This is a genomic window from Pseudomonas sp. TE36184, assembly GCF_054060055.1.
Window position 1 is genome coordinate 5,817,038 of record NZ_JBSSCU010000001.1, and the last position, 13,497, is coordinate 5,830,534.

The following is a 13,497-nucleotide window of genomic DNA, read 5'->3' on the forward strand; positions in this document are numbered from 1 at the left end:
GCTCCTACAGAAAAGCAGCATCTTTTCTCCATCTATCAGTATTACCAAGTTTGTCAGAGTTTTACGTTGAGACCTGAGGGGTGTCTGAGTATAATGGCGCGCTTCCATTTTCCCGCTCGGGAGCCCCCGCGATGCTGCGTATCAGCCAAGAAGCTCTGACATTCGACGACATTCTCCTAGTGCCCGGTTATTCCGAGGTGCTTCCTAACGAAGTCAGTCTCAAGACCCGCCTAACCCGTGGCATCGAGCTGAATATTCCCCTGGTTTCCGCTGCCATGGATACCGTCACCGAAGCCCGTCTGGCCATCGCCATGGCTCAGGAAGGCGGTATCGGCATCATCCACAAGAACATGACCGTCGAGCAGCAAGCTGCCGAAGTGCGCAAGGTCAAGCGTTATGAAGCCGGGGTGGTGAAAGATCCGATCACCATCGACGCTGACGCCACCGTGCGCGACCTGTTCGAACTGACCCGCCTGCACAACATCTCCGGCGTGCCGGTGCTGCACAATGGCGACCTCGTCGGCATCGTCACCTCCCGTGACGTGCGTTTCGAGAACCGTCTTGAAGTCACCGTCCGCGAAGTGATGACGCCTAAAGAGCGTCTGGTCACGGTCAAGGAAGGCGCCAACAAGAACGACGTGCGCGAATTGCTGCACAAGCACCGCATCGAGCGCGTGCTGATCGTCGACGACAAATTCGCCCTCAAGGGCATGATGACCGTCAACGACATCGAAAAAGCCAAGGCTTACCCGCTGGCCAGCAAGGATGACCAAGGTCGTCTGCGCGTCGGCGCGGCAGTCGGCACCGGTAAAGACACCGGTGATCGCGTAGCGGCCCTGGTTGCTGCCGGTGTGGACGTGGTGGTGGTCGACACCGCCCACGGTCACTCCAAGGGCGTGATCGACCGCGTTCGCTGGGTCAAACAGAATTTCCCTGAAGTCCAGGTGATCGGCGGCAACATCGCCACCGGCGCTGCCGCCAAGGCCCTGGCCGAAGCGGGCGCGGATGCGGTCAAGGTCGGTATCGGCCCTGGCTCGATCTGCACCACGCGTATCGTCGCCGGTGTGGGCGTGCCGCAAATCAGCGCCATCGCCAACGTCGCCGAGGCCCTCGAAGGCACGGGCGTTCCGTTGATCGCCGACGGCGGTATCCGGTTCTCCGGTGACCTGTCCAAGGCCATCGTCGCCGGTGCTTCCTGCGTGATGATGGGCTCGATGTTCGCCGGTACTGAAGAAGCCCCGGGCGAGATCGAACTGTTCCAGGGTCGTTCGTACAAGGCTTACCGCGGCATGGGTTCGCTGGGCGCCATGTCCCAGGCGCAAGGTTCTTCCGACCGTTACTTCCAGGACTCTTCGGCAGGCGCCGAGAAACTCGTTCCGGAAGGCATCGAAGGCCGTGTGCCGTACAAAGGCACCCTGAGCGCGATCATCCATCAACTGATGGGCGGCCTGCGTTCCTCGATGGGCTACACCGGTAGCGCCAACATCGACGAAATGCGTACCAAGCCAGAGTTCGTGCGGATCACCGGCGCCGGTATGGCCGAATCCCACGTCCATGACGTGCAGATCACCAAGGAAGCGCCAAACTACCGCGTAGGTTGAGGCTTCCAGCATAAAGTTAAGTAACCGGGGCTGTCTTATTCAGCCCCGAGTTGTTTCTGATTCATTAGACGAGACTGATCTCATGGCCCTCGACATTCACGCCCACCGTATCCTGATCCTCGATTTCGGTTCCCAGTACACCCAACTGATCGCCCGTCGCGTGCGTGAAATCGGCGTGTACTGCGAACTGCATCCGTTCGACATGGACGACGCAGCGATCCGCGAATTCGCACCGAAAGGCGTCATCCTCGCCGGCGGCCCCGAGTCGGTACACGAAGCCAACAGCCCGCGCTGCCCGCAAGCCGTATTCGACCTGGGCGTGCCCGTGTTCGGTATCTGCTACGGCATGCAGACCATGGCCGAGCAGTTGGGCGGCAAGGTTGAAGGTTCCGAGCTGCGTGAATTCGGTTATGCCCGTGTCGACGTGGTCGGCAAGAGCCGCCTGTTGGACGGCATCGAAGACCACGTCGACGCCGACGGCCTGTTCGGCCTCGACGTGTGGATGAGCCACGGTGACAAAGTCACCAAGATGCCGCAAGACTTCCACATCCTGGCCAGCACCCCGAGCTGCCCGATCGCCGGTATGTTCAACGACGAGCGTGGTTACTACGGCGTGCAGTTCCACCCGGAAGTGACTCACACCAAGCAAGGCGGGCGCATCCTGTCGCGTTTCATCCTCGACATCTGCGAGTGTGAAGCCCTGTGGACTCCGTCGAAAATCGCTGAAGACGCCATCGCCAACGTGCGTGCCCAGGTCGGCACCGACAACGTCCTGCTCGGCCTGTCCGGCGGCGTTGACTCCTCCGTGGTTGCCGCGCTGCTGCACAAGGCCATTGGCGACCAACTGACCTGCGTATTCGTCGACAACGGCCTGCTGCGCCTGCACGAAGGCGAGCAAGTGATGGCCATGTTCGCCGAGAACATGGGCGTCAAGGTGATCCGCGCCAACGCTGAAGATCAGTTCCTGAACAACCTGGCCGGCGAGTCCGACCCGGAGAAGAAGCGCAAGATCATCGGCCGCACCTTCATCGACGTATTCGATGCCCAGTCCAACAAACTGGACAACATCAAGTACCTCGCCCAGGGCACCATCTACCCCGACGTGATCGAGTCGGCCGGCGCCAAGAGCGGCAAGGCCCACGTGATCAAGTCCCACCACAACGTGGGTGGCCTGCCCGAGGAAATGAACCTCAAGCTGGTCGAACCGCTGCGTGAGCTGTTCAAGGACGAAGTCCGCCGTCTCGGCCTGGAACTGGGCCTGCCCTACGACATGGTCTACCGCCACCCATTCCCGGGCCCGGGCCTGGGCGTGCGGATCCTCGGTGAAGTGAAGAAGGAATACGCCGACCTGCTGCGTCGCGCCGACCACATCTTCATCGAAGAACTGCGCAAGGCCGACTGGTATCACAAAGTCAGCCAGGCGTTCGTAGTGTTCCAACCGGTGAAATCGGTGGGCGTGGTCGGCGACGGCCGTCGTTACGCCTGGGTCGTGGCCCTGCGTGCGGTGGAAACCATCGACTTCATGACCGCCCGTTGGGCACACCTGCCTTACGAACTGCTGGAAACCGTCAGCGGCCGTATCATCAATGAAATCGAAGGCATCTCGCGCGTGACGTATGACGTGTCGAGCAAGCCGCCGGCGACGATTGAGTGGGAATGATCCTGCCCTAGCAGGTGGATGCTGAATAACAGAACCCCGGCCATGTGCCGGGGTTCTGCGCATCTGAAACACGATAAATCAAACGCCGCAGCAAAAGTGTGGGAGCGGGCTTGCTCGCGATAGCGGCCCGCGGCTACGTTTGAGCTTCGCTCGGCCTTAGCGCCGCGCAATATCCGAAAAGTAGAACTTATCCAACGTATGCCGCGACTCGGTGTACTCAAACTGCCGCCCGTCCTGCAGAAACGTCTGGTTGCTTACCACGATCACATGGCTTTGCCCCTCGAGATCGAGGTGTGCCTGGTCGTCTTTGCCGCGGGGCAGGGCTTCGATGGTGCGTTGGGCGTAGCTGATGTGCAGTTGCAACGTCTGTTCGATGAAGGCGTAGATCGACTGCTCGGCGATGGTGCGGTCCAGGCCGGGGATCAGGTCGGCGACGAAGTGGTTGATGTCGAGGATCACCCGTTTGCCGCCGATGCGCCGCACCCGTTTGATGCGGGTGATCAGGGTGCCGGGTTCGGCCTCGATATGCTGCAGCAGTGAGCCTTCCAGCGGGAACTGGGTGAATTCGACGACGTCGGTGTGGACGTCATCGCCCAGGTCGGCGTGGGTTTCGTGGAAGCTGACGATGCCGCCCAGTTGGAACTCGATGGGGTTGGGCGATAACACAAACGTGCCTTTGCCATGGATTTTCTGCGCAAACCCACGCTCCTGCAGCTGCTCGATGGCCCGCCGCACGGTGCCACGACTGGCCTGGTAGGCATCCATCAGTTCGGTTTCAGAGGGAAGACGGGTGCCGCGTTGCAGGCGTTCGGTGGTGATGTTGGCAAGCAGATCGGTATAGATCTGGTTGTATTTGCTCATGGGGATGGCTCTGTGCCGCGTTTGCGTTCAAGGCAGGAACCTTAGTGGCACGGCTGGGGTTTGTCCATTGGGCCCATGGAAATCTGTGGGCTGTGGCGGGGCCTGATCCAGAAAAAATAGACAATATGTAACTCGTACAGACGAGTTGTTGCTTTAACTCGTCTGTACGAGTACTTTTGCCTTCGGCGTGCTGCCAATGACTGCCCCCCCAAATAAAAAAATCAAAGTGGAAACCAAGCATGAGCCACGACTATTCGAACATCGCCCGCGAAATTCTCGAGCACCTCGGGGGCCGCGACAATCTTGAGCAAGCCGCCCATTGCGTGACCCGCCTGCGCCTGGCGCTCAAGGACCCGAGCCTGGTCAACGGCAGCGCGTTGAACCAAGTCGACCTGGTCAAGGGCTCGTTCTTTACCGGTGGCCTGTTCCAGGTGGTGATCGGCCCTGGCGAAGTGGAAAAGGTCTACGCCGCCCTGCGCGAACAGACCGGCCTCGCCGCCGCCACCATCGCCGACGTCAAGAAGAAGGGCGCCGACAAGACCAACGCCATGCAGCGTCTGGTGCGGGTGTTCTCCGATGTGTTCATGCCGATCCTGCCCGCGTTGATCATCGCCGGCCTGTTGATGGGCGTGAACAACCTGATGGGCGCCAAGGGCATGTTCATCGAGGGCAAGACGCTGCTGGAGGCCTACCCGAACCTGGATGGCCTGTGGAGCCTGATCAACCTGATGGCCAACACCTCGTTCGTGTTCCTGCCGGCGCTGGTGGGCTGGTCGGCGGCCAAGCGTTTTGGCGGCAGTGAAATCCTCGGCATCGTGCTTGGCCTGATGCTGGTCCACCCGGACCTGCTCAACGCGTGGAACTACGGCAAGGCGGTGGCCGGCCTCGATGGCCAGAGCCTGCCGTACTTCGATATTTTCGGATGGTTCAAGATCGAGAAAGTCGGCTACCAGGGGCAGATCCTGCCGATCCTGATGGCGGCGTATGTGATGAGCGTCATCGAGAAATGGCTGCGCGCGCGAGTGCCGAATGCCATCCAACTGTTGATCGTGCCGATCACCACCATCGTCGTCACCGGCGTGCTCGCGCTGGCGATCATCGGCCCGGTGACCCGTCACCTCGGCATCCTGATCACCCAGGGCGTGGTCACCCTGTTTGACCTGGCGCCGATGCTCGGCGGAGCGATTTTCGGCCTGTTGTATGCGCCGCTGGTGATCACCGGCATGCACCACATGTTCCTGGCGGTGGACCTGCAACTGATCTCCACCCAGGGCGGCACGTTTATCTGGCCGATGATCGTCATGTCCAACCTGGCCCAGGGCAGCGCCGCGCTGGCGGTGTTCTACATGGCGCGCAATGCGCGGGACAAAAGCATGGCCTCGACTTCCGCTGTCTCCGCGTATTTCGGCATCACTGAACCGGCGATGTTCGGCGTGAACCTGCGCTTCAAGTTCCCGTTTTATGCCGCGCTGCTGGGCTCGGCACTGGGCAGCATTTTCCTGTCGCTGAACAAGGTGCAGGCCTCGGCCATCGGGGTCGGCGGCTTGCCCGGGTTTATCTCGATCGTGCCGCATGCCATCCCGATGTTTGTGATCGGGATGGTCATCGCGATGGTCGTGCCGTTTGTTCTGACCTGTGCATTGAGCATGAAGATCGTGCGGCCTGGGTATCGCGTTGCCTGAATTACCGCGTTCGCGAGCAAGCCCGCTCCCACAGTTGAATGCGTTCCCCCTGTGGGAGGGGGCTTGCTCCCGATGAGGCCCGAGCGGCGGGTACACAATTTTACTGAAGGAACCCACCATGCAAAACTGGCAACACTCGGTGATCTACCAGATCTACCCCAAAAGCTTTCACAGCCACGCGGGTAACGCCACCGGTGACCTGCTGGGTATCGTGGACAAACTCGACTACCTGCAATGGCTGGGCGTCGACTGCCTGTGGATCACCCCGTTCCTGCGCTCGCCGCAGCGCGACAACGGCTACGACATCAGCGACTACTACGCCATCGACCCGAGCTACGGGACCATGGCCGATTGCGACCAACTGATCAGTGAAGCGGCCAAGCGCGGCATCAAGTTGATGCTCGACATCGTGGTCAACCACACCTCCATCGAGCACGAGTGGTTCCAGCAGGCGCGCAGCAGCCTCGACAACCCGTACCGTGACTTTTACATCTGGCGCGACCAGCCGAACAACTGGGAATCCAAATTCGGCGGCTCGGCCTGGGAATACGAAGCGCAAACCGGCCAGTACTTCCTGCACCTGTTCGATCACACCCAGGCCGACCTGAATTGGGACAACCCCAAGGTGCGCGCCGAGGTGTTCAAGCTGATGCGTTTCTGGCGCGACAAAGGCGTCGGCGGTTTCCGCCTGGATGTGATCAACCTGATCTCCAAGCCCGCCGATTTCCCCGAGGACGCCAGCGACGGTCGGCGTTTCTACACCGACGGTCCGAACGTACACGCGTACCTGCAGGAAATGTACCGCGAAGTCTTCGCAGGCCATGACCTGATCAACGTCGGCGAGATGTCATCCACCAGCCTGGAACACTGCATCCGCTACTCGCGGCCGGAGTCCAAAGAACTGTCGATGACCTTCAACTTCCACCACCTGAAAGTCGACTACCCGAACCTGCAGAAGTGGGTGAAGGCCGACTTCGATTTCCTGCAGCTCAAGCAGATCTTTTCCGACTGGCAACTGGGCATGCAGGCCGGCGGCGGTTGGAACGCGCTGTTCTGGTGTAACCACGACCAGCCACGGGTGGTCTCGCGCTTTGGGGATGACGGTGAGCATCGTGTGGTCTCGGCCAAGATGCTCGCCACGGCGCTGCACTTCCTGCAGGGCACGCCGTATGTGTACCAGGGCGAGGAGTTGGGCATGACCAATCCGGGCTTCGACACGATCGAGCAGTACCGCGATGTCGAAACCCTCAACATCTACCGCCTCAAGCGCGATGCCGGTGAGTCCGAGGCGTCGAGCATGGCGGCGATTATGCAGAAGTCGCGGGACAACGGGCGCACGCCGATGCAGTGGAATGCTCGCCAGCATGCCGGTTTCAGCAGCGGCGAACCGTGGATCGGCATCCCGGCCAACGCGGCGCAGATCAACGTCGACAGCCAACGGGATGACCCGGATTCGGTGCTGCATCACTACCGCAGCCTGATCGCCTTGCGTCGCCAGGAGCCGCTGATTCAAGACGGCGTTTACCGCGAACTGTTGCTGGGCCACCTCCAGGTCTGGGCCTACCTGCGCGAAGGCCATGGCGAGCGCCTGCTGGTGCTGAACAACTTCTACGGCAAACCCTGCGAAATCCAGCTGCCCGATCACGTCCTCAACGCCGCTACCCGACAACGCCTGCTGATCAGCAACTACCCCGCTTGCCAGGTCAGCACGGGCCCGCTGCTGTTGCGGCCTTACGAATCCTTTGTGCTGCACCTCAAGGACTGACGGCTGGAACGTCGTTGCAACTGCCCCGCGCGACGCGAAGCAGAAGGTCAATTCCCGGTGTGGGAGCACCGGGCGCTTCACACAAACATAATAAAAATATCGGAGTACTTCATGAAAACAACAATAAAGCTGGGCCTCGTTGCATCGTGTCTGAGCTTGCCGTTCGGCGCTCAGGCCCTGGAGTTTGCCGGTTACTTGCGTAGCGGCGCGGGGACGTCGACCGGCAGTGGCAAGCAGCAATGCTTCCAACTACCGGGCGCGCAATCCAAATACCGGTTGGGCAACGAATGCGAACAGTACGCCGAACTGGAACTGCGCCAGGACCTGCTGACCCTCGACGACGGCTCCGTGCTCAGCGTCGACGCCATGGCTTCGCTCTACAACAAGTACGACCGCGCGCTTAAATTCCAGGGCGAAGACAACGGCTCGGCGCGCATGCCGCAGATGTATGCACAGTGGTCCAACCTGCCCAGCCTCAACGGCGGCTCGCTGTGGGCGGGGCGGCGTTACTACAAGCGTAACGACATCCATATCTCCGATTTCTACTACTGGAACCAGAGCGCCACGGGCGGCGGCATCGAGGATGTGCTGATTGGCGACCTGAAATACAGCTACGCGCTTTCGCGCAAGGACAACCTGTACCAGAAGGAATACGCCACGCGTCACGACTTCAACGTGGCCGGCTTCAAGACCAACCCCGGCGGCGAGCTGGAACTGGGCTTGAGCTACATCGAAAAAGCCGGTGGGCGTGATGCCAACAGCGGTTGGGCGCTGACCGCGCAACATGTGCAAAAACCTTTCCTCGGCGGCAAGAACAAGTTCGCCCTGCAGTATGGCGAAGGTCCCGGCACCGGCCTTGGCTACACCGGCAATACGGCCCTGGATAACAGCAGCAAAAGCTACCGCGCCGTGGAGTTTTTCGACTGGCAGGTGACCCCGCGTTTCGGTGGGCAGATCGAGGCCGTGTACCAGAAAGACATTCGCCCCGGCAGCCAGGACCAGACCTGGATGTCCATCGGTGTGCGCCCGGCCTATGCCATCAGTGAACAGTTCAAACTGGTCACCGAGCTTGGTCATGATCAGGTCGACGCCACCGGCGGTACGCGCAAACTGAGCAAATTCACCTTCGCCCCGACCTGGTCGCCCAAAGGCCCGGATTTCTGGGCGCGCCCGGAAGTGCGTCTGTACTACACCTATGCGAGCTGGAACGCAGCGGCCAAACGCGCGGCGAATGAGCTGGCGGCTGGGTCGGCGTTGTCTGACACCGGCGCCTACGGCACCGCGCGGCATGGCTCGAACGTCGGTGTGCAAGTCGAGTACTGGTGGAAGTGAATCTTCGGATGTAGACAGGCTTAAATGGGGGAGGGGGCAAGCCCTTCCCACATTTGATCTTTGTCACCTCGGGATTTGTATCCACCCAATGATTTTTACAGAACAAAACAGCAGGTGAAGTCATGACCGCAACTCAACCCCTGGAATTGCTTGCGCCCTTGTCGGGCGTGCTGCTGGCACTGGACAAGGTCCCCGACCCGGTGTTCTCCAGCCGCCTGATCGGCGACGGCCTGTGCATCGACCCGACCTCGCAGACCCTCTGCGCACCGTTGGCCGGGGTGATCAGCAATATCCAGGACACTGGCCATGCGGTGAGCATCACGGCTGACAATGGCGTCCAGGTGCTGCTGCATATCGGCCTGGACACCGTGAACCTGGCGGGCAAGGGGTTCAGCCGTTTGGTCGGGGAAGGCCAGCGGGTGGAGGCCGGGCAGCCGTTGATCGAGTTCGACGCCGACTACGTAGCGCTCAATGCCCGGAGCCTGTTGACCTTGATGCTGGTGGTCAGCGGCGAGCCGTTTGCGCTGCTGGCGTCGGACAGCGGCCCGGTCACGCTGGGCCAGCCGCTGGTGCGCCTGTCGCCAGGCGAGACGGCTGAAACCGAGGACGAAGAGGAGGGCGACGCACTGTTCTCCAAACCGTTGACGTTGCCCAATGCCAACGGTTTGCACGCGCGCCCGGCGGCGGTGTTTGCCCAGGCGGCGAAGGGGTTCGACGCCAGTATCTACCTGCACAAGCAAACCCAGAGCGCCAACGCCAAGTCGCTGGTGGCGATCATGGCACTGCAAACCGTGCAGGGCGACACCTTGCAGGTGAGCGCGGCGGGAGAGGATGCCGCCGCGGCGATCAAGGCGTTGGTGGCGCTGTTGGCCGAGGGGTGCGGCGAGAGCGTCGCGGCGCCGGTCGAGGACGTCGAACCGCGTGTGTCGCTGGCGTCCACGAGCCTGCTGCGGGGCGTGTGTGCGTCGCCGGGCTCGGCGTTTGGCCAGGTGGTCCAAGTGGCAGAGCCGGCGCTGAGCATTCCCGAAACGGGCGGCGGCGAAGCACTCGAACGCGCGGCGTTGGACCGTGGCCTGCACGCCGCTACCGAGGCCTTGCAGAGCTTGCAGGCCAAGGCGGTCGGCAGTGCCCAGGCGCAGATCTTCCGCGCCCATCAGGAACTGCTCGAAGACCCGACCCTGCTGGAGCAAGCCCACGACCTGCTGGCCGTCGGCAAAAGCGCCGCCTTTGCCTGGAACAGCGCCACGCTCGCCACCGCCCAACTGTTCCAGGGCCTGGGCAATGCCCTGCTCGCCGAACGTGCGGCGGACCTGGCCGACGTCGGCCAGCGCGTGCTGAAACTGATCCTCGGCATTCACGACCGCGCCTGGGAACTGCCTGAGCGCGCGATCCTGATCGCCGAGCAACTGACGCCGTCGCAGACCGCCAGCCTCGACACGCACAAGGTGCTCGGGTTCGTCACCGTCGGTGGCGGGGCGACCAGCCACGTCGCGATCCTCGCCCGGGCGCTGGGGCTGCCGGCGATTTGCGGGGTGCCGCCGCAGGTACTGGCGTTGGCCGACGGTCGGCAGGTGTTGCTGGACGCCGACAAGGGCGAGTTGCACCTGGACCCGGACCTGGCCGAGATCGAGCAATTGCAGGCCACCCACCGGGAGCAAATAGCGCGGCGCCAACGCGATGTCGCGCAGGCACGCCTGGCGGCCATCACCCGCGATGGTCATCACGTCGAAGTCACGGCCAACGTCGCGTCGCTTCAGGAGGTCGAGCAATCCCTGAGCCTGGGCGGCGAAGGCGTGGGGCTGCTGCGATCAGAGTTTCTGTACCTGGACCGCCATCGCGCACCGAGCCCCGAGGAGCAAGCCGGCACCTACAACGCCATCGCCCGCGCCCTGGGCCCGGAGCGCAACCTGGTGGTACGCACGTTGGATGTCGGCGGCGATAAGCCGTTGGCCTATGTGCCGATGGATGCCGAGACCAACCCGTTCCTGGGCTTGCGCGGTATTCGTTTGTGTCTGGAGCGCCCCGAGTTGTTGCGCGAACAGTTCCGCGCGATCCTCGCGAGTGCCGGGTTGACGCGGCTGCACATCATGCTGCCGATGGTCAGCCTGCTCTCGGAGCTGCGCCTGGCGCGCACGATGCTTGAAGAGGAAGCGTTGGCGCTGGGGCTCGCCGAGCTGCCGAAGCTGGGCATCATGATCGAAGTGCCGTCCGCGGCCTTGATGGCGGACGTGTTCGCGCCCCATGTGGACTTTTTCTCCATCGGCACCAACGACCTGACCCAGTACACCCTGGCGATGGACCGCGATCACCCACGCCTGGCCAGCCAGGCCGACAGCTTTCACCCTGCGGTGCTGCGTCTGATCGCCACCACCGTCAAGGCCGCCCATGCCCACGGCAAGTGGGTTGGCGTGTGCGGGGCGCTGGCGTCTGAAGCGTCGGCGGTGCCGGTGTTGATCGGGCTGGGGGTGGACGAGCTGTCGGTCAGCGTACCGCTGATCCCGACCATCAAGGCCACCGTGCGCGAGCTGGACCTGGCGGATTGCCAGATCATCGCCCATCAGGTGCTCGGCCTTGAAGAAGCCGCGCAGGTGCGTGAGGCCTTGCGCCTGTACCACGCGGCCACCGTTGAAACCTCACCTGTCGTGGAGCACTGAACATGTTCGAGAAATTGCAGCGGGCATTCTGGAAAGCCCTGACCCCGGACTTGATCGCCGAAACCGTCGCGGCGCCTGTGCCGGCGGCGGAGAACCTGTTGTCCGCCGATGTGCTGAATGCCCTCGGTGGCGCGGATAACCTCCAGTCGCAACAACGCGTGGCGCTGACGCGGGTGCGTGTGCAACTGCGGGATGCGGCGCGGGTGGATGCGGCGGCGTTAAAGGCAGCGGGAGTGTCGGGAGTGATGGTGCTGGCGGGTGGGATCGTGCATCTGATCACTGGTCTTCAAGGCCAGTAGCGATTCAAATGTGGGAGGGGGCTTGCCCCCGATGGCGGTGGGTCAGTTATAAACAAGCTGACTGTCACACCGCTATCGGGGGCAAGCCCCCTCCCACATTGGGCGGTGGTGTTTGGGGGCTTCGGGTTTACAGCTGCGGGTTCTCTTCCGGCGGCTTGGTCTTGTTGACCCCTGGCACATGCAGGTTGCCTTCGACTACCTGGTTGCCTTCCAGTTGTGGCTGGGTCACCCAGGTGAGGATGTCGTAGTAGCGCCGGATGTTCGCCACGAAGTGTACCGGCTCGCCGCCCCGTGCATAGCCGTAGCGGGTCTTGCTGTACCACTGCTTCTGCGACAGGCGCGGCAGCATTTTCTTCACGTCCAGCCACTTGTTCGGGTTCAGGCCGTCCTTCTGCGCCAGCTTGCGCGCGTCGTCCAGATGCCCGGTGCCCACGTTGTAGGCGGCCAGGGCAAACCAGGTGCGGTCCGGCTCGGCGATATCGTCGTCCAGCTCGTCCTTGATCTTCGCCAGGTACTTGGCGCCGCCCATGATGCTTTGCTTGGCGTCCAGGCGGTTGGACACGCCCATCGCCTGGGCGGTGTTCTGGGTCAGCATCATCAGGCCGCGCACGCCGGTCTTGGAGGTGACCGCCGGTTGCCAGAGTGATTCCTGATAGCCGATGGCGGCCAACAGGCGCCAGTCGACCTTTTCTTCCTTGGCGAAGGTCTTGAAGTGTTTCTCGTACTTGGGCAGGCGCTGCTGCAAGTGCTGGGCGAAGGTGTAGGCGCCCATGTAGCCGAGCACATCGACGTGCCCGTAATAGCGATCTTTCAGGCGCTGCAAGGTGCCGTTCTTGCCGACCTTGTCCAGGTAGCTGTTGACCTCGTTGAGCAGGCTGTTGTCTTCGCCGGCGGCCACGGCCCAGCTTTGGTTGCTGGCATCGCCGAGGTCGAACGCCACGCGCACGTTGGGAAAGTACACCTGGTTCATCGCCACTTCGTTGGAGTCCACCAGGGTCAGGTCGATCTGGCCCTCGTCGACCATGCGCAGCAGGTCGACCACTTCAACGGCGTCGGATTCTTCGTATTCGATCGCAGGGTTCTGCTTTTTAAGCTCGGCCAGTTGTTCGGCGTGGGTACTGCCCTTGAGCACGATGATCTTCTTGCCCGCCAGGTCTGCCGCGTTGGTGGGGCGCGACTGGCCGTTGCGGTAGATGATCTGCGGGGTGACTTCCAGGTACGGGTGGGAAAAGCGCACCTGCTGCTTGCGTCGCTCGCTGCTGACCAAGCCGGCGGCGGCGAGTACTGGGCCGTTGGGTTTGCCCAGCTGGCCGAACAGGTCGTCGAGGTTGTCGGCGGTCTCGATTTCCAGCTTCACCCCCAGGTCGTCGGCAAAGCGCTTGACCAGTTCGTATTCGAAACCGGTTTCACCGTTGCGGTCCTGGAAATACGTGGCCGGGCTGTTCCGGGTAATCACCCGCAATACGCCATCCTCCTTGATTCGCTCGAGCGTGCTGGGTTTATCAACACAGGCGCTGAGCATCAGGAAGAGTCCGGTGGCGATGAGCCATTTGGCGCATCGCGGGCGCAAAGCAGTTGGGGAGAACATCTGCGCAGTATACGCAAACGGCCCACGGCGCCATATCTCGACAGCGGGGGACTTG

9 protein-coding genes are annotated in these 13,497 nt (G+C 62.1%); 7 read left to right on the plus strand and 2 right to left on the minus strand.

The features are described from left to right. Positions 1-131 precede the first annotated feature (131 nt). Together guaB and guaA are read left to right on the plus strand one after the other, a co-directional pair. Entirely contained in the window at positions 132-1,601 is a 1,470-nt protein-coding gene (gene guaB, locus ACVWZP_RS26345) for an IMP dehydrogenase (RefSeq protein WP_017846162.1), read from the plus strand. An 82-nt stretch (positions 1,602-1,683) separates the two neighbouring features. Then, entirely contained in the window at positions 1,684-3,261 is a 1,578-nt protein-coding gene (guaA, locus tag ACVWZP_RS26350; protein ID WP_046382186.1) for a glutamine-hydrolyzing GMP synthase, read from the plus strand. Between the two features lie 156 nt (positions 3,262-3,417). Here the strand turns inward: guaA and treR are convergent, their stop codons facing one another. Further along, positions 3,418-4,122, minus strand: coding sequence for a trehalose operon repressor (gene treR / locus ACVWZP_RS26355; RefSeq protein WP_017846160.1), 705 nt, complete (start codon positions 4,120-4,122; stop codon positions 3,418-3,420). Positions 4,123-4,361: 239 nt separating this feature from the next. On the opposite strand from treR, the gene treP reads away from it, so the two are divergent. From treP to ACVWZP_RS26380, 5 genes are all read left to right on the plus strand, one after another. Next, positions 4,362-5,804: a PTS system trehalose-specific EIIBC component gene (gene treP, locus ACVWZP_RS26360; protein WP_372812313.1), complete on the plus strand. Its 1,443-nt coding sequence runs from the start codon at positions 4,362-4,364 to the stop codon at positions 5,802-5,804. A gap of 118 nt (positions 5,805-5,922) precedes the next feature. Then, on the plus strand, positions 5,923-7,569 hold the full coding sequence (gene treC, locus ACVWZP_RS26365) for an alpha,alpha-phosphotrehalase (protein WP_457370262.1): 1,647 nt from the start codon (positions 5,923-5,925) through the stop codon (positions 7,567-7,569). Positions 7,570-7,680: 111 nt separating this feature from the next. Next, on the plus strand, positions 7,681-8,901 hold the full coding sequence (locus ACVWZP_RS26370; RefSeq protein WP_026139927.1) for a maltoporin: 1,221 nt from the start codon (positions 7,681-7,683) through the stop codon (positions 8,899-8,901). Between the two features lie 122 nt (positions 8,902-9,023). Next, complete coding sequence (ptsP, locus tag ACVWZP_RS26375; RefSeq protein ID WP_457370263.1) at positions 9,024-11,555, plus strand: phosphoenolpyruvate--protein phosphotransferase; 2,532 nt, start codon at positions 9,024-9,026, stop codon at positions 11,553-11,555. 2 nt (positions 11,556-11,557) lie between these two features. After that, a complete protein-coding gene (locus tag ACVWZP_RS26380) occupies positions 11,558-11,854 on the plus strand; it encodes a PTS transporter subunit EIIB (protein ID WP_046382190.1) in 297 nt (98 codons plus the stop codon). Positions 11,855-11,981: 127 nt separating this feature from the next. Here ACVWZP_RS26380 and mltF read toward each other — a convergent pair whose 3' ends face one another. Continuing rightward, on the minus strand, positions 11,982-13,442 hold the full coding sequence (mltF, locus tag ACVWZP_RS26385) for a membrane-bound lytic murein transglycosylase MltF (RefSeq protein ID WP_046382191.1): 1,461 nt from the start codon (positions 13,440-13,442) through the stop codon (positions 11,982-11,984). Positions 13,443-13,497: the final 55 nt, after the last annotated feature.